The sequence below is a fragment of the Phytobacter sp. SCO41 genome (assembly GCF_003073275.1).
GTDB classification, from domain to species: Bacteria; Pseudomonadota; Gammaproteobacteria; order Enterobacterales; family Enterobacteriaceae; genus Phytobacter; species Phytobacter diazotrophicus.
In genome coordinates, this window is sequence record NZ_CP027225.1 from 4021659 (window position 1) to 4046358 (window position 24700).

A 24700-nucleotide genomic window follows, 5' to 3' on the forward strand; every position below is an offset into this window, starting at 1 on the left:
GAAGCGTGCGATATCTGGCAACATGGTTGTTATCTCTGGCGGTGCTTCTCACCGCCGGATGCGGCTGGCACTTGCGTAATACGACGCAGGTGCCGGGCAATATGAACACAATAATCTTTGATTCAGCAGATCCGAACGGTCCTCTTAGCCGTGCTGTACGTAATCAGTTGCGGCTGAATGGCGTGGAACTGGTGGAGAAAGGCTCATTGCGTAAGGATGTGCCTTCCCTTCGCCTTGGTGTCATGTCTCTCTCACGTGATACTGCGTCTATTTTCCAGGATGGACGCACTGCTGAGTATCAGTTGGTGATGACCGTTAACGCCAGCGTACTGATTCCGGGCCATGACATCTACCCGATCACTACCAGTGTGTATCGTTCGTTCTTTGATAACCCGCAGACGGCGCTGGCGAAAGATGCCGAACAGGACATCATCCTGCAGGAAATGTACGACAAGGCGGCAGAACAACTGATTCGCAAACTGTCTAGCGTACAAGCGGCAGATAACGAAAAAAACCCGCCTTCCGCGCGTCCTGCGGCAAAACCGGGTAGCTAATGCTTAAGTTGTATCCGGAACAACTCCGCGCGCAGCTCAATGAAGGGCTGCGCGCGGCGTATTTACTGCTCGGTAATGACCCTCTTTTATTGCAGGAAAGCCATGACGCCGTACGTCAGGCGGCCTTCGCACAAGACTTCACCGAACATCACGCTTTCACCATTGATGCCAGCACGGACTGGGATGCTATCTACGCGATCTGCCAGGCGCTCAGCCTGTTTGCCAGCCGCCAGATACTGTCATTACAGTTGCCGGAAAATGGCCCTAACGCCGCGCTTAATGAACGCCTCGCCATGCTGGTGGGCCTGCTTCATGATGATCTGATATTGATTGTGCGTGGCAATAAGCTGACGAAGGCCCAGGAAAATGCCGCCTGGTATACTGCTCTGGCCAATCGCAGCGTTTCGGTCAGTTGTCAGACCCCGGAGCAGGCCAATCTACCCCGTTGGGTTGCCGCACGTGCGAAGCAGAACAACCTGCAACTGGACGACGCCGCCAATCAGTTGCTTTGCTATTGCTACGAAGGGAATCTATTGGCCGCCGCGCAGGCGCTAGAAAGGCTGGCGCTGCTCTTCCCGGACGGTAAGCTGACGCTACCGCGCGTGGAACAGGCCGTTAACGATGCCGCTCACTTTACGCCATTTCACTGGGTAGACGCCCTGCTGGCAGGGAAAAGCAAACGTGCGCTTCATATACTGCATCAGCTTAAACTCGAAGCCAGCGAACCGATTATCCTGCTGCGTACTATCCAGCGTGAGCTGACGTTACTGGTGACGCTAAAACGGCAGTCTGCCCATACGCCGCTGCGTTCGCTGTTTGATAAACACCGGGTCTGGCAAAATCGGCGCGGCCTTATCGGTGAAGCGCTACAACGTCTGAGCAATGAGCAACTGCGCCAGGCTGTTCATCTGCTTACGCGTATTGAATTGATTGTGAAACAGGATTTTGGTCAGTCGGTATGGGCAGAGCTGGAAGGACTTTCTCTGCTACTCTGTCATAAGGCACTGGCAGACGTTTTTATTGATGGTTGATATGAATCAGTTGCAGGCACTTTTTGGCGGTACATTTGATCCTATTCACTACGGGCACCTGAAACCGGTCGAAGCACTGGCAAACCAGATTGGGCTGTCACGCGTCATTATCATGCCCAATAACGTCCCTCCCCATCGCCCACAGCCTGAGGCGACAAGCGTACAGCGTAAAGCAATGGTGGAACTGGCTATCAGCGACAAACCGCTTTTTGCCCTTGATGAGCGCGAACTGCGGCGGGAGAGCCCCTCGTACACGGCGCAAACTTTGCAGGCGTGGCGAGAAGAACAGGGGCCAAAGCGCTCACTGGCCTTCATTATTGGTCAGGACTCGCTGTTAACGTTTCCGACATGGCATCACTATGAAACTATTCTGAACAACAGCCATTTGATTGTCTGCCGCCGCCCCGGTTACCCGTTAGCCATGGAGAATGAGGCCGATCAGCAGTGGCTGGAAGACCATCTGACACATAACGCGGATGATTTGCATACCCTGCCTGCCGGGAAAATCTATTTAGCGGAAACGCCATGGTTCAACATTTCCGCCACACTCATCCGCGAAAGGCTGGAAAGAGGCGAGAATTGCGATGACCTGCTTCCCGCCACGGTACTCAATTATATCAATCAGCATGGCCTCTATCGCTGAGGACGCTATCCAGCGCCTCAATCAGCCGATCGTTTTCTGACGCGCTGCGTACCGCAACACGGTAGTAACGCTCGTCGAGCCCAGGATAGTTGGCGCAACTGCGAATCAAAATGTGCTGGCGGAGCAACGCCTGCTGTAGGTCAATGCCTGCATCACAGCGCAAGAAGAGATAATTCGCCACGCCCGGCCAGACGAATAACCCAGGCAAATTTTCCAGCGCCTGACGCAAGCGCGGTCGTTCCGTGTTGAGCCATTGCCATGTTTCTTTTTGATACGCGCTATCGTTTAAAACCACCTCTCCCGCCAGCGCCGCAAACGCGTTAATAGACCAGGGCATCTGCTGCTGGCGCATACGGGTGACAAGATGTGTGTTACTGCTGAGCAAATACCCCAGACGTAGCCCCGGAATAGCGTAAAATTTGGTCAGGGAACGCAGCACCCAAATATGCGGATTGTCCGCCAGATGGGGGATAAATCCGTCGCGATCGCTAAGGAAATCCATAAAGGCTTCATCCAGCACCAGTGTGATGCCGAGCTGCTTACAGCGTGCGGCAATATCATGCAACAGTGAAGCATCTGGCAACAGGCCGGTGGGATTGTTGGGAGTACAGAGGAACAGGCAGTCAACGCCACCGGTGAGTGCGTCAAGAATCGCCCCGGTAATCTGCCAGCCATCCTCTTCACGCAGCACATAATCGACGATATCACACCCGGAAAGCTGCAAGGCGCGGCGATATTCGGCAAACCCCGGCGTGACGAGCATCACCCGGCGCGGCAGAAGGCCTTTCACCAACGTAAATATTGATTCAGTTTCACCGTTGCCCGCGAGGATCCAGTCGGCAGGAACCTGATGATGTGCGGCAAGCGCCTGATGTAATTGCTGATACTCAGGATCCGGGTAGCGCTCAGCCACGGCAAAATTATTCAGTAAAGCGTGTTTCAATGACGCGGGCATACCTGCCGGGTTGATATTCGCACTGAAATCCAATAAATCCTCGGCTGAAACACCCACCATAGCAGCGGCCTCACGGATATTTCCGCCGTGTGCGCTGTGAAATAAAGCCATCTTCTGCTCCGGGCAAAAGCGTTATTTTAAACGAAAAGCCACCAGGAATAAGGGTGTAATGATAAACTTCGTGCAGAAAACCGCACGGGAGAAAACAATGCGACTCTGGTTGATTCGACATGGCGAAACCGAAGCAAATGTTGCAGGACTCTACAGTGGGCACTCACCTACCCCGCTAACCGCAAAGGGGATTTCACAGGCGCAAACGCTACATCACCTGCTTCGTGAAGTGCCTTTCGACCGGGTGATCTGCAGCGAACTCGAACGTGCGCAACACACGGCACGGCTGGTCCTGAGCGATCGCAATATCGTTCAACACGCAACGCCGTTGCTCAATGAGATGTTTTTTGGCGACTGGGAGATGCGCCACCACCGGGACCTTACCCGGGAAGATCCGCAGAGCTATGCCGCATGGTGCGCCGACTGGCAGAACGCCATTCCGACCAACGGAGAAGGTTTTCAGGCGTTCTCCGCACGTGTACAAGATTTTATCAGCCAGCTCCCCAACTGGGGCCCGGCGGAAAATCTGCTGATCGTCAGCCATCAGGGCGTATTGAGTCTGCTCATCGCCAGTTTACTTAAGATGCCAGCGGCGTCGTTATGGCATTTTCGCGTAGACCAGGGCACCTGGAGCGCAATGGATATCCATGATGATTTTTCCATGTTACGCGTTCTCAACAGCCGCGCGGTGTGGCAAGCGGAGGATTAACGGCCGTTTTTTCACCCGGCACGCCTCTCCCGCGGGTCAGGTCATTGACACACACGGACAGGCTGCTATCCTCCGCACCGCTATCTGCGGCCTTATAGAAATTGTTTTACAAAAATGGCGATGCAATCTCACTCATGGGGTGGGATGATAGCCCACTTTTTAAAAGCCAGGGTCGGACATTTGTCCCGACAATGGTCGCAGTTCAGGTATAATGTCAGGCCATTTATTTACACCGTTTTCATGTACACCCCAGGGGGAACACTTGCAGGGTAAAGCACTCCAGGATTTTGTAATCGACAAAATTGATGACCTGAAAGGTCAGGACATCGTCGCACTCGACGTTCACGGCAAATCCAGTATCACCGACTGTATGATTATCTGCACCGGCACATCCACACGCCACGTCATGTCCATCGCGGATCATGTGGTTCAGGAATCTCGTGCTGCGGGTATGCTTCCTCTGGGAGTGGAAGGTGAAAATGTCGCTGACTGGATCGTCGTAGACCTGGGTGATGTCATCGTCCATGTGATGCAGGAAGAGAGCCGTCGCCTGTATGAGCTGGAAAAACTCTGGGGTTAATGCGTGAAGCTGCAACTGGTAGCCGTCGGCACAAAAATGCCGGACTGGGTACAAACCGGGTTTACTGAATATCTGCGTCGTTTCCCGAAAGATATGCCTTTTGAGCTGGTGGAAATCCCGGCGGGCAAGCGCGGCAAAAACGCAGATATCAAGCGTATTCTCGACAAAGAGGGTGAACTGATGCTTGCTGCGGCAGGTAAAAATCGGATCGTCACCCTCGATATCCCCGGTAAACCCTGGGATACGCCGCAACTGGCAAATGAACTGGAACGCTGGAAACAGGATGGACGTGACGTCAGCCTGCTTATCGGCGGGCCGGAAGGGTTATCCCCCGCCTGTAAAGCTGCGGCAGAACAAAGCTGGTCACTCTCTGCGCTGACGCTTCCTCACCCGCTGGTGCGTGTGCTGGTGGCGGAAAGCTTGTATCGCGCATGGAGCATCACGACCAACCATCCTTATCATCGTGAGTAATGACCACCAGGTAAACTAAGCAGCGGATGAAATTACAGAATTCTTTTCGCGACTATTCGGCTGAGTCTGCGCTGTTTGTGCGCCGGGCCCTTGTCGCTTTTGCAGGGATTTTGCTGCTCACCGGCGTGCTTATCGCCAACCTTTATAATCTGCAAATTGTCCGTCATGCTGACTACCAGACGCGTTCTAACGAGAACCGCATCAAACTGGTACCTATTCCGCCAAGCCGCGGCATTATCTACGATCGCAACGGCACGCCGCTGGCGCTGAACCGCACGATCTATCAGATTGAGATGATGCCGGAAAAGGTCGACAACGTTGAGCAAACACTCAATGCGTTGCGTGACGTGGTGGACCTGACCGATGAGGACATTGCTAACTTCAAAAAGGAGCGCTCCCGCTCCCATCGCTTTACCTCGATTCCGGTCAAAGCCAACCTCAACGAAGTTCAGGTGGCGCGCTTCGCGGTCAATCAATATCGCTTCCCTGGCGTGGAAGTAAAAGGCTATAAACGCCGTTACTATCCGTTCGGCTCAGCGCTGACGCACGTGATTGGCTACGTATCCAAAATAAACGATAAAGACGTCGAACGGCTGGATAAAGAAGGCAAGCTGGCGAACTACGCCGCCACGCATGACATAGGCAAGCTCGGCATCGAACGCTATTACGAAGATGTGCTGCACGGACAGACCGGTTACGAAGAGGTCGAAGTTAACAACCGCGGGCGCGTGATTCGCCAGTTAAAAGAAGTGCCACCGCAAGCCGGGCATGACATCTACCTGACGCTGGATTTAAAACTGCAGCAATATATCGAAACCCTGTTGCAGGGCAGCCGTGCGGCGGTCGTGGTGACCGACCCGCGCAATGGTGCCATTCTCGCGCTGGTCTCTACACCGAGCTATGATCCGAACCTGTTTGTCGACGGCATCTCCAGCAAGGATTACACCGCGCTGCTCAACGATCCGAACACACCGTTGGTGAACCGCGCCACGCAAGGGGTTTACCCGCCTGCATCGACGGTGAAACCCTATGTTGCCGTCTCTGCCCTGAGCGCCGGGGTGATCACTCGCAACACCACCCTTTTCGATCCGGGCTGGTGGCAACTGCCAGGCTCTGAAAAACGCTATCGTGACTGGAAAAAGTGGGGGCATGGCCGCCTGAATGTCACCAAATCACTGGAAGAGTCAGCGGACACCTTTTTCTATCAGGTCGCCTACGACATGGGCATCGACCGCCTTGCCGAGTGGCTGACCAAGTTTGGTTACGGTCAGTATACCGGTATCGATCTGGCCGAAGAGCGCTCGGGTAATATGCCAACGCGCGAATGGAAGCTTAAACGCTTTAAGAAACCCTGGTACCAGGGGGACACGATTCCCGTCGGGATTGGCCAGGGTTACTGGACCGCAACGCCAGTACAAATGAACAAAGCGATGATGACGCTGATTAACGACGGCATTGTCAAAGTGCCGCACTTGTTAATGAGTACGACGGAAGACGGTAAACAGGTTCCATGGCAACAGCCGCCGCAAAAACAGGTTGGCGATGTGCACTCCGGCTTCTGGGAAATCGCCAAAGATGGGATGTACGGCGTGGCGAACCGCCCGAACGGTACCGGGCATAAATATTTTGCCGGTTCACCGTACAAAGTCGCGGCGAAATCCGGTACAGCCCAGGTCTTCGGGCTGAAAGCTAACGAAACCTATAACGCACATCGCATCGCCGAACGTCTGCGTGACCATAAGCTGATGACGGCGTTCGCGCCCTATGATAATCCCCAGGTTGCGGTTGCAATGATCCTGGAAAACGGCGGCGCCGGCCCTGCGGTCGGTACGATTATGCGCCAAATCCTTGACCATATAATGCTTGGCGACAACAACACTGAATTGCCGTCGGAAAACCCGGCATCAACAGCGGCAGAGGACCAATAATCATGACGGATAATCCGAACAAAAAATCGTTCTGGGATAAAATCCATATCGATCCCGCCTTCTTGCTGATTGTGCTGGCTCTGCTGTTCTATAGCGCGATGGTTATCTGGAGCGCCAGCGGGCAGGATATCGGCATGACGGAGCGTAAAGTCGGCCAGATAGCCATGGGCCTTATCGCGATGGTTGTACTGGCGCAGGTCCCACCACGCGTCTATGAAGGCTGGGCACCCTATCTGTATGTTTTTTGCGTCATCCTGCTGGTCGCCGTTGATGCTTTCGGGGCGATCTCCAAAGGTGCTCAGCGCTGGCTTGATTTAGGCATCGTGCGTTTCCAGCCCTCGGAAATTGCGAAAATTGCCGTACCGCTCATGGTGGCGCGTTTTATTAACCGCGATGTCTGTCCGCCATCGTTGAAAAACACCGCGATTGCGCTGGTGCTGATATTTATGCCAACGCTGCTGGTGGCCGCCCAGCCCGACCTCGGTACCGCCATTCTTATCGCTATGTCCGGTCTTTTCGTGCTGTTTTTATCCGGCCTGAGCTGGCGCCTCATCTTAGTGGCCGTTCTGCTGATAGCGGCATTTATACCCATATTGTGGTTCTTCCTGATGCACGATTATCAACGCCAGCGCGTGATGATGTTGCTCGATCCGGAAACCGATCCGCTCGGCGCAGGCTATCATATTATTCAGTCGAAAATCGCCATCGGCTCCGGTGGGTTGCAGGGGAAAGGCTGGCTGCACGGTACGCAGTCACAGCTGGAGTTTTTACCTGAACGCCACACCGACTTTATCTTTGCCGTCCTTGCCGAAGAGTTGGGGCTGATTGGTATTTTGATCCTGCTCGGGCTTTATGTACTGCTGATCATGCGTGGCTTATGGATTGCCGCGCGCGCGCAAACCACCTTTGGCCGGGTCATGGCGGGCGGTTTGATGTTGATTTTATTCGTTTATGTATTCGTAAATATTGGTATGGTGAGTGGTATCTTGCCGGTGGTGGGCGTACCGTTGCCGCTGGTAAGTTACGGGGGCTCGGCCCTGATTGTACTGATGGCGGGGTTTGGTATCGTGATGTCGATTCATACCCACAGGAAGATGTTATCAAAAAGCGTATAAGGGGTGCGCAATGCGTAAGCAATGGCCAGGTGTCTGTATAGCAGCAGTATTGCTGGCGTCATGTTCAAGTGATGATGGTCAGCAAAAGACGATGGTCGCGCCGCCTACTCCGGTGTGCAGCGGTCCGGTCGTTGAAATCAGCGGCGCGGAGCCTCGTTTTGAGACGCCGAATCCTTCGGCAAACCAGGATTACGAGCGCGACGGCAAAAGCTACAAAATTGTGCAGAACCCTTCGCAGTTCAGCCAGGCTGGGTTCGCCGCTATCTACGATGCGGAGCCAGGCAGCAATTTAACCGCGACGGGAGAAGCGTTCGATCCGTTACAACTGACCGCCGCGCATCCGACGCTGCCCGTTCCGAGTTATGCCCGTATTACCAACCTGGCCAATGGCCGCATGGTGGTGGTACGCATCAACGATCGCGGCCCTTATGGTAACGATCGCGTGATCTCATTGTCACGTGCGGCAGCGGATCGCCTGAATACGTCGAACAATACCAAAGTGCGCATCGACCCGATCATTGTGGCGCAGGACGGTTCCATGTCCGGTCCGGGTACGGTTTGTACCACTATCGCGAAGCAGACCTATGCCCTGCCGGCACTACCGGATTTAAGCGGTAATGGCGCGTCACAACCGCAGCCTGCTCCTGACAATGTGCGAATGATCAGCAATTCAACGCTGAAAGGGGATGAAAACACAAAGCCAGTAAGTAGCGGCGGTTTCCTGGGTGCGCCGACGCCGCTGCATGCTGGCGTACTTGAGGGCAGCGAACCCGCAGCGCCCGCGGTGACGACGCAGACCACGCCCCCCGGTGCCGCTGCGCCAGTGGTAGCGGCACCGGTAACACGCACCGCCCCCGTGACGGCGCCGATCACCGCGCCAGGTTCAGTACAGGGCCACGTTGCGACATCAGCCGCGCCGGTTGCGGCCAGCGGAAGTTATATGGTGCAGGTTGGCGCAGTCAGCGATCAAACTCGCGCGCAGCAGTACCAGCAGCGCCTGGCCCAGCAATTTTCTGTGCCGGGGCGGGTGGTACAAAACGGTGCTGTGTGGCGTATTCAGCTTGGTCCATTTACCAATAAGTCGGACGCCAGTGCATTACAACAGCGTCTGCAAAATGAAGCGCAGTTACAGTCTTTCGTGACCAACGCGCAATAACAGATTTGGCATCTGACTTTGTCAACCAGTGTAAACAGCATTAACAAAGTCATGCGGAAAGTCGGATGCCTGTCAGAATAGCTTTTGCTATAGTAGGGCACTTTTTTTAACTCCATCACGGATGTCGTTGTTCAGACCATGAAGACCACTCTCTCCGTTCGTTTCGTACAGCGCCTGGCGCTCACCACGGCACTCACTGCCGCAACCCTCGGCGCAGCCCATGCCGATGATCTCAACATCAAGACCATGATTCCTGGCGCCCCACAGATTGATGCCGAATCCTGGATCCTCATCGATTACAACTCCGGCAAGGTGTTGACCGAACAGAACGCCGATTCACGCCGCGATCCGGCCAGCCTGACGAAAATGATGACCAGCTACGTCATCGGCCAGGCAATGAAAGCGGGTAAATTCAAAGACAGCGATCTGGTCACTATCGGCAATGACGCATGGGCGACCGGCAACCCGGTGTTCCGTGGCTCTTCTCTGATGTTCCTGAAACCGGGTATGCAAGTTCCGGTTTCCCAGCTCATCCGTGGTATCAACCTGCAGTCTGGTAACGACGCCTGTGTGGCGATGGCCGATTATGTTGCCGGCAGCCAGGACGCCTTTGTCGGTCTGATGAATAACTACGTTAAAGCGCTTGGCCTGCAGAACTCCCACTTCCAGACGGTTCATGGTCTGGATGCAGAGGGTCAATACAGCTCAGCGCGTGACATGGCTCTGATTGGCCAGGCATTGATTCGTGATGTGCCAAACGAATACTCCATCTACAAAGAGAAAGAGTTCACCTTTAACGGTATCCGCCAGACCAACCGTAACGGCCTGCTGTGGGATAACAGCCTGAATGTCGACGGTATTAAAACGGGTCACACAGACAAAGCGGGTTACAACCTGGTGGCTTCTGCAACCGAAGGCCAGATGCGTCTGATCTCCGCAGTCATGGGTGGCAGAACATTCAAAGGGCGTGAGGCCGAAAGTAAAAAACTGCTGACATGGGGTTTCCGTTTCTTCGAAACCGTAAGCCCGCTGAAAGCAGGCAAAGAATTCGCCTCTGAGCCAGCCTGGTTCGGTGATAACGATCGCGCTTCGTTGGGTGTTGATAAAGACGTATACCTGACAATCCCACGTGGTCGCATGAAAGACCTGAAAGCAAGTTATGTTTTAAGCACCAGCGAACTGCACGCACCGTTGCAGAAAAATCAGGTGGTTGGCACGATTAACTTCCAGTTGGACGGCAAAACCATCGAACAACGCCCTCTGGTCGTGCTGCAGGAAATCCAGGAAGGGAATTTCTTCGGCAAAATCATCGACTATATCAAGCTGATGTTCCACCACTGGTTCGGCTAAAAAACGAACACTTGAAAGTGTGATTTACGTCCCCATATACTAAGCATCTCAATAAACTCCTGCCCTTTCGGCAGGAGTTATTATTTTTACGCCGGAGCTGACATGAAAACCAATCTCAAAGAACTGCTTGAATTCCCGACTCCCTTTACATACAAAGTGATGGGACTGGCGAAACCAGAGCTGGTTGATCTGGTGGTTGAAGTGGTACAGCGCCATGCGCCCGGTGATTACTCTCCGCAGGTAAAACCGAGCAGCAAAGGCAATTACCACTCGGTATCCATCACCATCACCGCCACGCATATTGAGCAAGTTGAGACTCTGTACGAAGAACTGGGCAATATCGAAATTGTTCGTATGGTGCTGTAATGAAGCCAGGTGTTACCGGGCCGCTGGTCGGGTAACACCCTCTCTGTGATATACTCCCCTCACCTTTTCTTCTCCCGGAGATGCTGTTTTGTCTCAGGATACAATCCTAATCCGTAACCTTGGCCTGCAACCCTACGACCCTGTGTCGGAGGCAATGCATGAATTCACGGAAACCCGCACCGAGAGCACGCCTGACGAAATCTGGCTGGTTGAACACAACCCGGTATTCACCCAGGGCCAGGCAGGTAAAGCTGAACATGTCCTCTCGCCGGGTGATATTCCGGTAATACAAAGCGATCGCGGAGGCCAGGTCACTTATCATGGTCCCGGTCAGCAGGTCATGTACATATTAATAAACCTCAAGCGTCGCAAACTTGGCGTCCGCGAACTCGTCACCGTGATGGAACAAACTGTCATCGATACGCTGGCGGAATTGGGTATTGAGGCGCGTGCGCGCGCCGATGCTCCGGGTGTTTATGTGCAGGATAAAAAGATCTGTTCGCTGGGGTTGCGCATCCGTAAAGGTTGCTCATTTCATGGCCTGGCGTTAAATATAGCGATGGATCTAACCCCTTTTTTACGCATCAATCCTTGTGGGTATGCGGGGATGGAAATGACACAGGTAAAACATTTCACGCCTGATGCCAATATGGACAAAATAAGACCTATGCTTATTAGCCATCTTTTAGCACAGCTAAACAATCCGCCGCATATATATACCGCTACTTAATATATGATGTATAGCGGCTTGCTTTTTAAGCAAGTCGTTATATATTTCCCCCAGTTATACTTTACAACCGCAGCGCTCTTCTCTATTTTCAAAATACCTGCCTGATCAGGTTAATTCGCAACGCGTGGCACATTTGCTGCTACGTCGAATTGCGCATAGCCGGATTAAATTTAAGCTTAATGTCCTGCATCATGCTGAAAACCATCCATAATGATGATATGTGAAGAAAAAATCGGCTTAAATTACACATCACCATAAATAATAAATTCAACTATCATTCATATTGTGAATGATTACGGAGCACAAGCGTGGATTATAATAACTTGCCGGAACAGAGAATAGCCGAGCGACCCGAAGATGATAAACCGCAAATCTTCCGAACGTTACGCAATATAGACCTCAATTTATTGACTATCTTTGAGGCAGTATATGTACACAAAGGGATTGTGAATGCCGCGCGAGTGCTTAACCTGACGCCGTCCGCAATTAGTCAATCCATTCAAAAATTACGAACAATATTTCCCGATCCGCTTTTTATTCGTAAAGGCCAGGGCGTGACGCCAACAGCCTATGCGTCGCATTTACATGAGTATATCAGCCAGGGTCTGGAGTCGATTCTCGGTGCGCTGGATCTCACCGGAAGTTATGATAAACAGCGAACCATTACCATAGGCACACCGCCTTCGCTGGGCGCGATTGTCATTCCCGTCATCTGGCAGGCGATCAAAGAGAGCGCACCACATCTGGTAATGCGTAACATCCCTATCCATGATGCCGAAAATCAGCTCAGTCAGTTCCAGACCGATCTCATCATCGATACCAATATCCCGTCGGCACGCACTCTCAGCCATCATGCGCTCTATACAGACAGGCTGATGCTGGTGTGTCGCGAAGGGCACCCCTGCCTGCGCTCGACGATCAACGAAGATGTCCTGCAACACTATGAACACACCTTATTGATGCTAGAGGGACAAAACCTGAGTGCGTTGCGTCAGCGTGTTCAGGATCTGTTCCCTGAACGTCACGTCAGCTTTAGCAGTTACAATATGTTCACTATCGCAGCACTGATTGGCAACAGCGATATGTTGGGGCTGATGCCGACTCGTCTGTTCAAGCTTTTTAGCGCGTGCTGGCCTCTGGTGGAAATTGATTTTCCGCCAGTCAGTAACGAAAGACTGGATGTTTCTCTGTATTACAACAAGTTAAGCCTTCGCGACCCCGTGCTTGAAAACGTTATCAACGTTATTCGCCGCGCATTCTGAAGTTCATATCAGCCTGGCAAAACGGCTAATTACCATTGGGCAAAGGGTACAAAACAACAACTATTTTACATTTTGCCCAGTTGCCAGGCTGCTTTCTGCCCTCTATCAGTGCTATACTGCACGTCATTAATTCAAAAATAGTTGATAAATACAACATTCCCTTGAATTGAAACACTTACTTCGTTATCCGCAACTGGAACACGCACGCTATGAGTAAACCCATTGTGATGGAACGCGGTGTTAAGTACCGCGATGCCGATAAAATGGCCCTTATCCCGGTTAAAAACGTGGCAACAGAGCGCGAAGCCCTGTTAAGAAAACCGGAATGGATGAAAATCAAACTTCCGGCTGACTCCTCCCGTATTCAGGGTATCAAGGCGGCCATGCGTAAGAACGGGCTACACTCGGTTTGCGAAGAAGCGTCCTGCCCGAACCTGGCAGAGTGTTTCAATCACGGCACGGCAACCTTTATGATCCTCGGCGCTATCTGTACGCGTCGTTGTCCGTTCTGCGATGTGGCGCACGGCCGCCCTGTTGCGCCGGATGCCAATGAGCCGAAAAAACTGGCACAAACTATCTCTGATATGGCGTTGCGTTACGTCGTGATTACCTCCGTAGACCGTGACGATCTGCGCGATGGTGGTGCTCAGCATTTCGCTGACTGTATCAGTGCGATTCGCGACAAAAACCCCGCAATCAAGATTGAGACGCTGGTACCAGACTTCCGTGGTCGTATGGACCGCGCGCTGGATATTTTGACAGCTACCCCGCCGGATGTGTTTAACCACAACCTGGAGAACGTACCGCGCGTTTACCGCCAGGTCCGTCCGGGTGCAGACTATAACTGGTCGCTGAAACTGCTGGAACGCTTTAAAGAAGCGCATCCGGAGATCCCAACCAAGTCTGGTCTGATGGTGGGACTTGGCGAAACTAATGCGGAAATCGTCGAGGTTATGCGTGATCTGCGCCGTCACGGCGTCACCATGCTGACGCTGGGCCAGTATCTGCAGCCAAGCCGTCACCACCTGCCTGTACAGCGTTATGTCAGCCCGGAAGAGTTTGACGAAATGAAAGCAGAAGCGCTGGCGATGGGCTTCACCCATGCCGCATGCGGTCCATTCGTGCGTTCGTCCTACCACGCTGACCTGCAAGCTAAAGGTATTGAAGTCAAATAATGCGGTAATATCTGATTACACTTGCCATAAAAAAACCGGCCATTGCGCCGGTTTTTTTATGCTGCACGAACAGGCTTACTCTTTATGAGAAAGCTTTTCGGCTGGAACGTCGTCTTCCGCAGTTTTCTTTGCCGTGGTGTCATCGTCGTTCATGGCTTTTTTAAAGCCCTTGATCGCTGTGCCCAGATCACCGCCCAGCGTACGAAGTTTTTTGGTACCAAACAGCAGAATGACCAGTGCGGCCACGACCAGCAATTTGGTAATACTAATCTCACCCATAGATACCTTCTTTCATAAATCGGACTGCGTAAAGCACCATTATAACCTGATGTCATTAACGGTCATTCGACGCGCGCACACAATAGCAATCTGTAACGAGATGAATCAAGCGTTGTTTAAAAAAACATCACATCAGTTGCGGTGGAGCGAAACGGCGGTTGCGCAGTACCGGTAGTTTTTCCCGTGTCTGCGATAAGCGCTGCTGCGTAATCTCCGCCATGATGAGCTGCGGGGCTTCTCCCGCTGCGGCAATAACCACCCCCTGAGGGTCGACCACCTGACTCAGGCCAATATTCTTATTGCCACATTCCCCTGACGCAACGATATAACAGGTCGTGTCCAGTGCTCGTGCAGCCAGCAACGTCGCCCAGTGCCGCTCTTTGAGCGGGCCCCGAACCCAGGCAGCAGGAAGCGCCAGAATGTCTGCCCCCTGTAGCGCCAATGACAATGCCAGCTCGGGGAAGCGCAGATCATAGCAGGTCATTAACCCAACCTTCATCCCGTCTACGTCAATTAATGGTGCGATTTCATGCCCCGCATCCACGCGAGCCGACTCTTGCATGTTAAATGCATCGTACAGATGAAGTTTTCCGTAATGGGCAATGATGCGCCCTTCGCGCAGCGCCACCAGCGTATTGACCGCCCTGCCTGGCGCAGAAGGCACATGGAGGGTCAGTATGGTTGTCAGCTTGTTGTGGCGGCTCTCTTCCAGCAACAGGCTTAAAAAGCCGCCATCCAGCGTCTGAGCCGATTTCACAGACATATGAGGGTCGTTGTCATCTCGCGCCAGTAACGCCTCAGGAAGTACCAATAGCGACGCCTGCTGGCGTGCCGCTTGCGACATCAATGTTACACACGTCCGGGCATTCGTTTGCCAGTCCGGGGTAACCACAAATTGCCCTGCTGCAACAATCATCGTTTTCTCCTGATTCTGTCGCCATAGCCAGCCTTGCGCTTCGGCGCTACACTCACCACTCTAACAAATCAAATAGCAGGATTTCCTCGTGTTACAACTTCTTTTAGCTGTATTTATTGGTGGTGGTACTGGCAGCGTGGCGCGTTGGGCGCTCAGCATGAAATTTAACCCCGCCCATCACGCTATTCCCCTTGGGACTCTGACCGCGAACTTAGCCGGCGCGTTTATCATTGGCATGGGGCTGGCCTGGTTTAACCGCATGACCCATATCGACCCGATGTGGAAGGTGTTACTGACCACTGGTTTTTGCGGCGGTCTGACGACCTTTTCAACATTTTCGGCCGAAGTGGTGTTTTTACTGCAGGAAGGGCGCTTTAGCTGGGCTTTGCTCAACGTGGCCGTTAATCTGCTCGGATCATTTGCGATGACGGCGCTCGCGTTCTGGTTGTTTTCCAGCGTGAATGCAAATTAAGGGCAAAAAAAACCCGCCTTAGAGGCGGGTTTTGAAATTCTGTCTTATTGCTAACTTAGATAGCCATTACGTTAGCAGCAGAAGGACCTTTGGCACCGTTAGTGATTTCGAACTCTACACGCTGACCTTCAGCCAGAGTTTTGAAACCATTGCTCTGGATTGCAGAGAAGTGTACGAACACGTCTTTGCTGCCATCTTCCGGAGTAATGAAACCGAATCCTTTGGATTCATTAAACCACTTAACGTTACCTTTAATCTTAGACATCAATATTACCTTTACATGAAAAACGACACAAATGCTGTGTCGAGTTACAGTACAACAATTGTGAAGACTTTTGTCCAGTCGTTATTCATCAAAAAGTGATAAATGTCGCTAAGTTTTTTCAAAGCTACCGTTTATTTGGGATCCGCATCAATGGTTAAGAATTAACCACCCCAAAAATGCTACGTCCCGGAAACGAGACGCGGCATTTTAACGCTGGATTAGCGACGACGATGAAGCAATTGATACACCGCCGGGATCACAAACATCGACAATAACGGCGCGGTGACCATGCCGCCGATCATGGGCGCGGCAATACGACTCATCACCTCTGAACCGCTTCCCCCGCCCCACATTATCGGCAACAGGCCTGCCATAATGGTGGCAACAGTCATGACTTTGGGCCGCACGCGCAGCACCGCCCCTTCATGAATGGCCCGCCTTAACATCGCCTGGCCGCCATCCGGATCGCGTTGGCGATACTTCTCCAGCGCATGATTGAGGTACAGCACCATTATCACGCCGAACTCTGCCGCCACTCCCGCCAGCGCAATAAAGCCGACGGCGCCCGCCACGGACAAATTGTATTCCAATAGCCACAACAACCAGACGCCGCCAATCAGCGAGAACGGCAACGTTCCCATGATCAATAACGCGTCGGAAATGCGCTTAAAGGTGATAAACAGCAGGACAAAAATAATCATCAGCGTGACGGGTAAGACGACTTTCAATTTCGCCGTCGCCCGCTCCAGATACTCAAACTGACCGGACCAGGAGAGCGTAACCCCCTGCGGCAATTTCACCTGTTCAGCAACCCGTTGCTGCATATCGTCCACGGCTGATTTAAGGTCGCGACCACGCAAATCGACATAGATCCAGTTCGACAAGCGCGCATTCTCACTTTTCAGCATCGGTGGGCCCTCTTTCACCACAATATCCGCCAGTTCGCCCAGCGCGATCTGACTGCCGTTTTCAGTGATCACCGGCAGCGCGCGCAGATCGTCGACGTTATCGCGGATTTCACGTGGATAGCGAATATTGATCGGGAAACGCTCACGCCCCTGCAAAACCTCGCCGACGTTTTCCCCGCCCACCAGAGTTGAGACCAGCGATTGCAACTCTTTGACCGAAACGCCGTAGCGTGCGGCCTGTTGGCGGTTGATATTGATATCCACATAGCGCCCGCCCGCCAGTCGTTCTGCCAGCGCCGACGTCACGCCAGGCACGGTTTTCACGACCTGCTCGATGTGCTGGGCCACTCGCTCGATATCGGCAATGTTATTACCGTTCACCTTTATCCCCACGGGGCTTTTGATCCCGGTCGCCAACATATCCAGTCGGTTACGAATCGGCGGCACCCAGACATTGGCAATCCCCGGCAGGCTAACCGTTTTATCGAGCTCCTCGACCAGTTTTTCCGGCGTCATGCCTGGACGCCACTGTTCGCGAGGTTTAAAGCGAATGGTGCTCTCAATCATGGTTAAGGGTGCGGGGTCTGTTGCGCTCTCTGCCCTGCCCGCTTTACCGAAGACGCTTTCCACTTCCGGAACAGTTTTGATCAGTCGGTCCGTCTGCTGTAACAGTCTCGCCGCTTCCCGGGCCGAAATCCCCGGTAGTGTCGACGGCATATAGAGCAGGTCCCCCTCATTCAACGGTGGCATAAATTCGCTGCCCAGGCGACTGAGCGGCCAGAGCGTGGCAAGCAGTAACAACAAAGCAACACCAATGGTCGCTTTCGGCCAGTTCAGTACCCGGTCCAGCAGCGGCTCATAGAGACGAATAAGAAAACGGTTAATGGGGTTGGCTTTTTCATCCGGGATCTTTCCACGAATAAATAGTGCCATCAGCACCGGCACCAGAGTGATACCCAGGCCAGCCGCCACGGCCATTGACCAGGTTTTTGTAAACGCCAGCGGCGAGAACATTCGCCCTTCCTGCGCCTCCAGCGAAAACACCGGAATAAACGACAGGGTGATGATAAGCAGGCTGCAAAATAGCGCGGGACCAACTTCCACCGCAGACTGTTCCGACAAACGCCAGTAATCCGCCGCCACCAGTTTGCGTCCGGGGTTATCGTGCCGCCACTGCTCCATCACTTTGTGCATGTTTTCAATCATGACTATCGCGGCATCCACCATCGCGCCAATGGCGATGGCAATCCCGCCCAGTGACATGATATTGGCGTTAATGCCTTGATAATGCATAACAATAAACGCGCCAAGGATGCCAAGTGGCAAGGAAACAATCGCCACCAGCGCCGAGCGGAAATGAAACAGGAAGAGCGTACAAACCAGCGCCACCACAATAAACTCTTCAATAAGTTTATGGGTCAAGGTCTCTACCGCATGCTCAATCAGGGTAGAGCGATCATATACAGGAACGATTTCCACCCCGGCAGGCAGGGTCTTCTGCACCGCCTGTAACTTTGCTTTTACCGCATGAATGGTTTCAAGCGCATTTTTGCCATAGCGCATCACAATGATGCCGCCCGCCACCTCCCCTTCACCGTTATACTCCGCAACCCCACGGCGCAGCTCCGGTCCAAGCCGCACGCTGGCAACATCTGAGAGCATAACCGGCACGCCCTCGCGGCTGGTAATGACGATATGGCGGAAATCCTCCAGCGTCTGCAGATAACCGGTGGTGCGCACCATAAATTCGGCCTCGCCCATCTCCAGCAGCGCACCGCTACTCTCCTGGTTCGCCGACTGAACGGCGGTGATTAACTGCGCATGGGTGATATTCAACGCCCGCATACGAGCCGGATCCGGTACGATTTGGTACTGGCGAACCATCCCGCCGACGCTGGCCACCTCCGCCACGTTGGGTACGGTTTTCAGCTCAAATTTCAGCGTCCAGTCCTGCAATGCGCGCAGATCGGCAAGGTTATGTTTCCCTGTGCGATCAACCAGCGCGTACTCGTAGATCCACCCCACCCCGGTGGCATCCGGTCCCAGCGCCATGTTAACCCCGGCAGGCAGTGACGTCTGGATCTGGCTTAAATTCTCCAGCACCCGCGAACGCGCCCAGTACAGATCGGTATCATCATCAAACAGTACGTAAACGTAGGCGTCGCCAAACATCGAGTAACCGCGTACCGTTTTGGCACCCGGCACGGATAGCATTGCCGTTGTGAGCGGCCAGGTAACCTGGTTTTCGATGATCTGTGGTGCTTTGCCCGGATAGCTGGCACGAATAATCACCTGCACATCCGATAGATCCGGTAAGGCATCAAGCGGTGCACGCTGCACCGACCATATGCCCCACCCCGTCAATACCAGCGCGGCAAGCAGGATCAGCAGTCGGTTACGCAAAGAGGCGCGAATAATGGCGGCTATCATTTCATCGCCTCCGTCGCAGGCATCAGGTGGGTGATCACCGCGCCGTTTTCATCATCAAGGGTAAAACTGAACATCACGCGGTCACCGGGTTTGAGGGTGGCAACCGGCGTTTTGAGTGTGAAATCCATCGTCATCGCCCCCCAATTCAGCGCTGGAATGGGTTGATGCGCCAGCGTGATGCTGCCCGCATCAATGGCTTTGATCACCCCGGTGGTTTCGTACTCTTGCGCCTGTTTCTGGTCGGAAACCGCACTCTGCGCCGTGTCTCCCGGTAAGGCGCTGCGTAAGCTGGCTTCGGAGTCAATCAGGAACTGCCCGGAAGTGACCACGCTGTCCCCCTCTTTAAGACCGGAGAGTACCTCCGTCCAGCCTTGCGATGTTCTGCCTGTCGTCACCTTCACCGCCTGGAAGTGCCCCTCGCCAGAAGCGAGCAAGACCCTGGTTGCCACCCCGGTTTCAATCAACGCCTCTTCCGGGATCGCCAGTACCGCAGGCTGCTGCGACGTTTCCGGCTGCGTCACCGTCAGGAACATGCCGGGTTTCAGTTTTTGCTGTGGGTTATCCAGCACGATGCGCGCTTTTAATGTGCGCGTGGTGGTTTCCAGTTGTGGCAGTAGCTCGCTCACCCGGCCATGAAATTGCTCGCCCGGCCAGCTTGAGGAGCGCGCGATGATCTCGCTGCCTGCACTCAGGGTTTGTGCCTGACTTTGCGGGTAATCCACCACCAGCCAGACGGGATCAAGGCTGGCAAGTTCAAATAGCATTTGTGCCTGAGCAACCTGCGCCCCTTCCCGTGAATCCAGTTTCACGACATAACCCGCGCGATCGGCGCGCAGCGTCAGGCGAGTTTGCGGTTTGCCGCTGCGCTCTACCGCCAGAATTGTCGCTTCTGGCATAAACTGCAACGCCAGTCGGTCACGCGCCGCACGTGTCAACGCACCGTCACCTAGCTGACGTACTGCCAGATACTCCTGTTGCGCCGTCGTCCATTGCGGGATCCATAATTGCGCCAGCGGCTCGCCTTTTTTCACCCACTGCTGAGGCGCACGAACAAACAGTTTTTCTACTACGCCATTGGCGGGAGCAGAGATTGTCTGGATGCTGCGCTCATCGGTTGTCACCGTCGCAAAAGCAGAAAAAGCGGGAGCCAGTACGCGCTTCTCAACACTCGCCGTGGTCATCCCCAGGTTTTGCTGCTGACGCGCACTTACGCTGACACCATTGTCGGTTGGCCCTTCATCCGCATAACGCGGCACCAGCGGCATATCCATAAAAGGCGATTTCCCCGGTTTATCGAAGCGCTGCCCCGGCACCATGGGGTCGTACCAGTAGAGGACTTTTCGTTCCGCGTTAGCACTGGCGTGGTCGTGGGTGTCTGCTGTCGGCGCGACCTGTTGTCGGCCTGCGACATAGCCCGCCGCCGCTGCCACGCAGGCGGCAATCAGAATCGCTAAGACTGTTTTTTTCATTGCGCCAGCTCCTGAGGAATCAACCAATGGATGGCGGCCCATGTCCGTGCCATCTCTTTTTCTGCCTGATAAACCGCCAGTTCGCTGTCAAGAACCGTGCGGCGCGCATCCAGCAATTCCGGCAACTGTGTCTGCCCGGCGCGATACTGCGCCGCCATCAGCGAGGCGCGTTTGCGTACCAGCGGTAAGACGTCGTCGCGCTGGCGCATCCACAGCGCCTGGGCGGCGTTGTACTCAGCAATCAAGGTGCGAACCTGCGCCACATGTTCGCGTTCGGTCTGTGCCAGTTGATCGTTGGCCTGCATTGAGCGGGAGATATCCGCCGCATGGTCTTTGTCCTGACGCTGTGATTTGAAAAGGGGAAGGTCGACGGTAAACATCACCCCGGCCATGTCTTCATACCCTTCGGCGCGACGGCCATACCAGACTTCCACTTCCACATCCGGGATGGCGGCAACAGCGGACTCGGCAGAGCGGGCCTTCGCACTGTTAGCTTCGCTGGCGGCGGCAATCATTTCCGGATGCAGTGCGACGCCGTGTTCCAGTGTTTGCTCGTCGGCAGGCAGGCGTTCATAGCGAGGTAAGTCACCAGCGATAGTGGTAACGGGCTGTCCGGTTAGTTGGGTCAGGCGAGTCCGGGCCACCTGCACGTCACGTTCCGCAAGGGTAACTTTGTCGCGCATCGCACTCAGGCCAATCTGGAAAGCAAGCACGCTATCAGGTGCCGCGTTACCCGCACTGACGCTGGCTTTTTGCGCCCCCTGCTGTGCGGTCGTTTCCGCCAGCAATTTGCGCGCGGTTTGCAGGGCGCGTGTGGAGAGCGCGAGATCCAGCCACGCCTGCGCCGCATCGCGTTGCAAATTCGCACGCGCCACCGAGGATTTCGCGTTCACGCTTTGCGCCTGTGCCAGCAGCGTGTCCGCTTTGCGATCGCGTTTTTCGGCACTGACGTATTGCTGCATCACGCCGATGCGCTGCATGGTCATGCCTTCACGGGTAAAACGGCGTGCGTTACTGCCCTGTACAGGCAGGTTATCAATACCGAATTTCAGCTTCGGGTCGGGAAGTTGACGGGCCGAATCTGCCATTGCATCCAGCGCCCGCGCTTCATAGCGGTTAGCGGATAATTCGGCAGAGTAGCGTTCTGCAGCGGCGAGGGTCTGCGTGAGCGTCAGTGGCTCCGCCGAAACGGCGGAGCACACCAGGCCCAGCAACACCCCGCCGAGCGCCAGGCTCAGGGAGTATCGTTTCATCCTGCCCCCGTTATTCTTGCGGCGTCAGAGAAACGATCTGGTAACCGTTCGCGTTCTGCACAAACGCGAAGTCAACCTTTTCGCCCACAGCCAACTGCGATGGCGCAGCTTCCGACAGATCAAACTGCATGGTCATCGGCGGCCAGTTGAGATCAGGGATGGCTTTATGAGCGATAGAAACGGACTGTGGCGTGATTTTTTTGATAACGCCTTGGGCGTGGTAAACATGCGCCTGCATGGCGGTGTGCTGCGCCATGTCGTGGTTCATGTCGTGGTTCATGGCGTGCGCTTGCACGGCAGAAAAAGAGAGTACAGCCAGCACGCCTGTCAGCGCGCGAAAAATAGAAGAACGCATAGTAAAACTCCTGTTAATCGAAAATTAATTAAAATTCAACGAATTAACAGTTTTCTACTCGCGAAACCGGCAAAAACGGATGGTTGCCGGCGGCCCTGCTGCGGGAGGTGTGAGCGACCAGCCCTCACGGACGGTATCAACACAAAGGGGTTTGGCGATGACCAGTGTCATGTTGACAGGTAGCGCGACTGGCGTCTGATGACCGCTATCTTTTTGCGCCACATCCGGTACGCAATGCTTGTCGCACAGAGGCGCTTTCATTTGATGGGCAGGCGGCTGCATCGCATTATCGGTCATCATATGATCGTAATGCTGTGTCATTACCGTTTCGCCCTGCACATCCAGGTCGCAATCATGCGAGGCTATGGCCACCTGACTCTGGATCAATAGCCAGCCGAACGCGATCAGCAACATCGTCAGATGCCGCCTCTTTACGCGTAAACGACTAATCCAGCCAGTGTGCATAATAACCTGTCAATCAATACGGGAACCGGGAGCGAGTATAGGCGCCGATATTTTTCTTTTTAAAGCTTTTTTTGATTAATTTACGTGGCTTATTCATTCGCAACCAAAGAAACTAATTTTATTAACTTTTTATTTTCTTTTTAGATCCCATTACGCCCATTGTTTTTTGGCGAACTTCCGCAACGGTATTTTTGTCATTTTGCGGAAAATAAGCAAAAATGCGCGATAATATACGCAAAACGAATCTTCCTTGATTTTAATCATCTACTCATTAGCGGTTATTCGGCACATTGCGTTTCTTCCTTTTCCGGTAGTCATTTTTCATGTTCTTTACGCTGGGATCCAGAACATTATGTTAACGTTTATTGAACTTCTGATTGGCGTCGTGGTAATCGTGGGTGTCGCACGCTATATCATCAAAGGTTACTCTGCCACCGGCGTGCTGTTTGTCGGCGGGCTGGCGTTATTAATCGTCAGTGCGCTGATGGGGCATAAAGTCCTGCCGGGCAGTGCTACCAGCACGGGTTACACCGCAACAGACATCGTTGAATACATCAAAATCTTGCTGATGAGCCGCGGTGGCGACCTGGGCATGATGATTATGATGCTGTGTGGGTTTGCCGCCTATATGACCCATATCGGTGCCAACGATATGGTCGTGAAGCTCGCCTCCCGCCCACTGCGTTTTATTAACTCGCCCTATTTATTAATGATTGCCGCCTATTTCGTTGCTTGCCTGATGTCCCTGGCGGTCTCCTCCGCCACTGGCCTTGGCGTGTTATTAATGGCAACGCTTTTCCCCGTGATGGTGAACGTGGGGATAAGCCGCGGGGCTGCCGCTGCTATTTGTGCCTCTCCGGCCGCGATTATTTTATCTCCTACCTCCGGGGATGTCGTTTTAGCCGCGAAAGCCGCTGAAATGCCGCTCATCGACTTCGCGTTTAAAACGACGCTGCCGATCTCCATCGCTGCCATTATCTTTATGGCCATCGCCCACTATTTCTGGCAGCGCTATCTGGATAAAAAAGAGAACATCACCGCAGAGATGCTGGATGTGAAAGACATCACCACCACCGCCCCATCTTTTTATGCCATTCTGCCGTTTACGCCGATCATTGGCGTGCTGATTTTCGACGGTAAATGGGGTCCGGAACTGCATATCATCACAATTCTGGTGATCTGCATGCTGCTCGCCGCAGTGCTGGAGTTTTTCCGCGGTTTCAATACACAGAACGTCTTTTCCGGCCTGGAAGTAGCCTATCGCGGCATGGCAGATGCGTTTGCTGGCGTGGTAATGCTGTTAGTTGCCGCCGGTGTCTTCGCGCAGGGTCTCAGCACGATTGGCTTTATCCAGAGTCTTATCTCCATTGCCACCTCGTTTGGTTCCGCAAGTATCATTCTGATGCTGGTACTGGTCATTCTCACCATGCTGGCGGCGATGACGACGGGCTCTGGTAACGCGCCGTTCTACGCGTTTGTCGAGATGATCCCGAAACTGGCACATGAGTCAGGCATCAACCCGGCGTACCTTTCTATTCCGATGCTGCAGGCCTCTAACCTTGGCCGTACCATTTCACCGGTATCCGGCGTGGTGGTTGCTGTAGCAGGTATGGCCAATATCTCTCCGTTTGAAGTGGTTAAACGGACATCCGTACCGGTCATTGTGGGTCTGATTGTGGTGATCGTGGCAACAGAGATCCTGGTTCCCGGCGCTGCCGTGCACTAACGGTCTGTCCTGCCATAACGCAAAAA

General features: G+C 53.7%; 25 protein-coding genes. 16 read left to right on the forward strand and 9 right to left on the reverse strand.

Features of this window, described 5'->3' with window-relative positions; genetic code table 11:
- The first annotated feature begins 5 nt into the window (after positions 1 to 5).
- Genes lptE through nadD form a run of 3 tightly spaced genes read left to right on the forward strand, consistent with a single transcriptional unit; the run spans position 6 to position 2228 of the window.
- On the forward strand, positions 6 to 554 hold the full coding sequence (gene lptE, locus C5523_RS19680; RefSeq protein WP_108701806.1) for an LPS assembly lipoprotein LptE: 549 nt from the start codon (positions 6 to 8) through the stop codon (positions 552 to 554).
- On the forward strand, positions 554 to 1585 hold the full coding sequence (gene holA, locus C5523_RS19685) for a DNA polymerase III subunit delta (RefSeq protein ID WP_041852131.1): 1032 nt from the start codon (positions 554 to 556) through the stop codon (positions 1583 to 1585). Before lptE ends, holA begins: the two co-directional genes overlap by 1 nt.
- A 1-nt stretch (position 1586) precedes the next feature.
- The gene (nadD, locus tag C5523_RS19690) at positions 1587 to 2228 is read left to right on the forward strand and encodes a nicotinate-nucleotide adenylyltransferase (RefSeq protein ID WP_108702361.1); all 642 of its coding nucleotides are present in this window, start codon (positions 1587 to 1589) and stop codon (positions 2226 to 2228) included.
- Here the strand turns inward: nadD and cobD are convergent.
- On the reverse strand, positions 2203 to 3294 hold the full coding sequence (gene cobD / locus C5523_RS19695; RefSeq protein WP_108701807.1) for a threonine-phosphate decarboxylase CobD: 1092 nt from the start codon (positions 3292 to 3294) through the stop codon (positions 2203 to 2205). The genes nadD and cobD overlap by 26 nt on opposite strands.
- Before the next feature lie 97 nt (positions 3295 to 3391).
- On the opposite strand from cobD, the gene C5523_RS19700 reads away from it, so the two are divergent.
- From C5523_RS19700 to lipA, 11 genes are all read left to right on the forward strand, one after another.
- On the forward strand, positions 3392 to 4003 hold the full coding sequence (locus C5523_RS19700) for an adenosylcobalamin/alpha-ribazole phosphatase (protein ID WP_041852272.1): 612 nt from the start codon (positions 3392 to 3394) through the stop codon (positions 4001 to 4003).
- A 262-nt stretch (positions 4004 to 4265) separates the two neighbouring features.
- Entirely contained in the window at positions 4266 to 4583 is a 318-nt protein-coding gene (gene rsfS / locus C5523_RS19705; RefSeq protein WP_041852134.1) for a ribosome silencing factor, read from the forward strand.
- 3 nt (positions 4584 to 4586) lie between these two features.
- Entirely contained in the window at positions 4587 to 5054 is a 468-nt protein-coding gene (gene rlmH, locus C5523_RS19710) for a 23S rRNA (pseudouridine(1915)-N(3))-methyltransferase RlmH (RefSeq protein WP_041852135.1), read from the forward strand.
- A gap of 26 nt (positions 5055 to 5080) precedes the next feature.
- On the forward strand, positions 5081 to 6982 hold the full coding sequence (gene mrdA, locus C5523_RS19715) for a peptidoglycan DD-transpeptidase MrdA (protein WP_041852136.1): 1902 nt from the start codon (positions 5081 to 5083) through the stop codon (positions 6980 to 6982).
- A gap of 2 nt (positions 6983 to 6984) precedes the next feature.
- Positions 6985 to 8097: a peptidoglycan glycosyltransferase MrdB gene (mrdB, locus tag C5523_RS19720; RefSeq protein ID WP_041852137.1), complete on the forward strand. Its 1113-nt coding sequence runs from the start codon at positions 6985 to 6987 to the stop codon at positions 8095 to 8097.
- Between the two features lie 10 nt (positions 8098 to 8107).
- Positions 8108 to 9253, forward strand: coding sequence for an endolytic peptidoglycan transglycosylase RlpA (gene rlpA / locus C5523_RS19725; protein WP_108701808.1), 1146 nt, complete (start codon positions 8108 to 8110; stop codon positions 9251 to 9253).
- A 138-nt stretch (positions 9254 to 9391) separates the two neighbouring features.
- On the forward strand, positions 9392 to 10603 hold the full coding sequence (gene dacA / locus C5523_RS19735) for a D-alanyl-D-alanine carboxypeptidase DacA (RefSeq protein ID WP_041852139.1): 1212 nt from the start codon (positions 9392 to 9394) through the stop codon (positions 10601 to 10603).
- Between the two features lie 102 nt (positions 10604 to 10705).
- Positions 10706 to 10969: a DUF493 family protein YbeD gene (gene ybeD / locus C5523_RS19740; protein WP_007373847.1), complete on the forward strand. Its 264-nt coding sequence runs from the start codon at positions 10706 to 10708 to the stop codon at positions 10967 to 10969.
- Between the two features lie 88 nt (positions 10970 to 11057).
- Positions 11058 to 11699 carry a lipoyl(octanoyl) transferase LipB gene (lipB, locus tag C5523_RS19745; protein ID WP_041852140.1) on the forward strand — a complete coding sequence of 214 codons (642 nt, stop codon included), beginning with the start codon at positions 11058 to 11060 and terminating at the stop codon, positions 11697 to 11699.
- Between the two features lie 308 nt (positions 11700 to 12007).
- Positions 12008 to 12961, forward strand: coding sequence for a YbeF family transcriptional regulator (locus tag C5523_RS19750; RefSeq protein ID WP_041852141.1), 954 nt, complete (start codon positions 12008 to 12010; stop codon positions 12959 to 12961).
- A gap of 209 nt (positions 12962 to 13170) precedes the next feature.
- Positions 13171 to 14136 carry a lipoyl synthase gene (gene lipA, locus C5523_RS19755; protein ID WP_041852142.1) on the forward strand — a complete coding sequence of 322 codons (966 nt, stop codon included), beginning with the start codon at positions 13171 to 13173 and terminating at the stop codon, positions 14134 to 14136.
- Between the two features lie 75 nt (positions 14137 to 14211).
- On the opposite strand, the gene tatE is transcribed toward lipA, so the two are convergent.
- Together tatE and C5523_RS19765 are read right to left on the reverse strand one after the other, a co-directional pair.
- Positions 14212 to 14415, reverse strand: coding sequence for a twin-arginine translocase subunit TatE (gene tatE / locus C5523_RS19760; RefSeq protein WP_041852143.1), 204 nt, complete (start codon positions 14413 to 14415; stop codon positions 14212 to 14214).
- A 127-nt stretch (positions 14416 to 14542) separates the two neighbouring features.
- Positions 14543 to 15331, reverse strand: a complete 789-nt coding sequence (locus C5523_RS19765; RefSeq protein ID WP_079498388.1) for a deaminated glutathione amidase — start codon at positions 15329 to 15331, stop codon at positions 14543 to 14545.
- Between the two features lie 88 nt (positions 15332 to 15419).
- On the opposite strand from C5523_RS19765, the gene crcB reads away from it, so the two are divergent.
- The gene (crcB, locus tag C5523_RS19770) at positions 15420 to 15803 is read left to right on the forward strand and encodes a fluoride efflux transporter CrcB (RefSeq protein WP_041852145.1); all 384 of its coding nucleotides are present in this window, start codon (positions 15420 to 15422) and stop codon (positions 15801 to 15803) included.
- 55 nt (positions 15804 to 15858) lie between these two features.
- On the opposite strand, the gene cspE is transcribed toward crcB, so the two are convergent.
- The 6 genes from cspE to C5523_RS19800 form a co-directional block, all read right to left on the reverse strand.
- Positions 15859 to 16068, reverse strand: a complete 210-nt coding sequence (gene cspE / locus C5523_RS19775) for a transcription antiterminator/RNA stability regulator CspE (RefSeq protein ID WP_012542460.1) — start codon at positions 16066 to 16068, stop codon at positions 15859 to 15861.
- Positions 16069 to 16286: 218 nt separating this feature from the next.
- Positions 16287 to 19406, reverse strand: coding sequence for an efflux RND transporter permease subunit (locus C5523_RS19780; protein WP_108701809.1), 3120 nt, complete (start codon positions 19404 to 19406; stop codon positions 16287 to 16289).
- The gene (locus C5523_RS19785) at positions 19403 to 20875 is read right to left on the reverse strand and encodes an efflux RND transporter periplasmic adaptor subunit (RefSeq protein ID WP_108701810.1); all 1473 of its coding nucleotides are present in this window, start codon (positions 20873 to 20875) and stop codon (positions 19403 to 19405) included. Before C5523_RS19785 ends, C5523_RS19780 begins: the two co-directional genes overlap by 4 nt.
- Positions 20872 to 22128 carry a TolC family protein gene (locus C5523_RS19790; RefSeq protein ID WP_108701811.1) on the reverse strand — a complete coding sequence of 419 codons (1257 nt, stop codon included), beginning with the start codon at positions 22126 to 22128 and terminating at the stop codon, positions 20872 to 20874. Before C5523_RS19790 ends, C5523_RS19785 begins: the two co-directional genes overlap by 4 nt.
- 10 nt (positions 22129 to 22138) lie before the next feature.
- Complete coding sequence (locus C5523_RS19795; protein WP_107223631.1) at positions 22139 to 22483, reverse strand: copper-binding protein; 345 nt, start codon at positions 22481 to 22483, stop codon at positions 22139 to 22141.
- A 54-nt stretch (positions 22484 to 22537) separates the two neighbouring features.
- Positions 22538 to 22897 (reverse strand): DUF2946 domain-containing protein, encoded by a 360-nt coding sequence (locus C5523_RS19800; protein WP_369943581.1) that lies wholly within the window; start codon positions 22895 to 22897, stop codon positions 22538 to 22540.
- 403 nt (positions 22898 to 23300) lie between these two features.
- On the opposite strand from C5523_RS19800, the gene dcuC reads away from it, so the two are divergent.
- A complete protein-coding gene (dcuC, locus tag C5523_RS19805) occupies positions 23301 to 24674 on the forward strand; it encodes an anaerobic C4-dicarboxylate transporter DcuC (protein ID WP_041852151.1) in 1374 nt (457 codons plus the stop codon).
- Positions 24675 to 24700 lie beyond the last annotated feature (26 nt).

Excerpts from the sequence above, each read along its gene's own strand:
- holA (WP_041852131.1), top strand. The coding sequence starts at position 554 with ATGCTTAAGTTGTATCCGGAACAACTCCGCGCGCAGCTCAATGAAGGG.
- nadD (WP_108702361.1), top strand. The coding sequence starts at position 1,587 with ATGAATCAGTTGCAGGCACTTTTTGGCGGTACATTTGATCCTATTCAC.
- cobD (WP_108701807.1), bottom strand. The coding sequence starts at position 3,294 with ATGGCTTTATTTCACAGCGCACACGGCGGAAATATCCGTGAGGCCGCT.
- C5523_RS19700 (WP_041852272.1), top strand. The coding sequence starts at position 3,392 with ATGCGACTCTGGTTGATTCGACATGGCGAAACCGAAGCAAATGTTGCA.
- mrdA (WP_041852136.1), top strand. The coding sequence starts at position 5,081 with ATGAAATTACAGAATTCTTTTCGCGACTATTCGGCTGAGTCTGCGCTG.
- mrdB (WP_041852137.1), top strand. The coding sequence starts at position 6,985 with ATGACGGATAATCCGAACAAAAAATCGTTCTGGGATAAAATCCATATC.
- rlpA (WP_108701808.1), top strand. The coding sequence starts at position 8,108 with ATGCGTAAGCAATGGCCAGGTGTCTGTATAGCAGCAGTATTGCTGGCG.
- dacA (WP_041852139.1), top strand. The coding sequence starts at position 9,392 with ATGAAGACCACTCTCTCCGTTCGTTTCGTACAGCGCCTGGCGCTCACC.
- ybeD (WP_007373847.1), top strand. The coding sequence starts at position 10,706 with ATGAAAACCAATCTCAAAGAACTGCTTGAATTCCCGACTCCCTTTACA.
- lipA (WP_041852142.1), top strand. The coding sequence starts at position 13,171 with ATGAGTAAACCCATTGTGATGGAACGCGGTGTTAAGTACCGCGATGCC.
- tatE (WP_041852143.1), bottom strand. The coding sequence starts at position 14,415 with ATGGGTGAGATTAGTATTACCAAATTGCTGGTCGTGGCCGCACTGGTC.
- C5523_RS19765 (WP_079498388.1), bottom strand. The coding sequence starts at position 15,331 with ATGATTGTTGCAGCAGGGCAATTTGTGGTTACCCCGGACTGGCAAACG.
- cspE (WP_012542460.1), bottom strand. The coding sequence starts at position 16,068 with ATGTCTAAGATTAAAGGTAACGTTAAGTGGTTTAATGAATCCAAAGGA.
- C5523_RS19780 (WP_108701809.1), bottom strand. The coding sequence starts at position 19,406 with ATGATAGCCGCCATTATTCGCGCCTCTTTGCGTAACCGACTGCTGATC.
- C5523_RS19785 (WP_108701810.1), bottom strand. The coding sequence starts at position 20,875 with ATGAAAAAAACAGTCTTAGCGATTCTGATTGCCGCCTGCGTGGCAGCG.
- C5523_RS19790 (WP_108701811.1), bottom strand. The coding sequence starts at position 22,128 with ATGAAACGATACTCCCTGAGCCTGGCGCTCGGCGGGGTGTTGCTGGGC.
- C5523_RS19795 (WP_107223631.1), bottom strand. The coding sequence starts at position 22,483 with ATGCGTTCTTCTATTTTTCGCGCGCTGACAGGCGTGCTGGCTGTACTC.
- C5523_RS19800 (WP_369943581.1), bottom strand. The coding sequence starts at position 22,897 with ATGTTGCTGATCGCGTTCGGCTGGCTATTGATCCAGAGTCAGGTGGCC.
- dcuC (WP_041852151.1), top strand. The coding sequence starts at position 23,301 with ATGTTAACGTTTATTGAACTTCTGATTGGCGTCGTGGTAATCGTGGGT.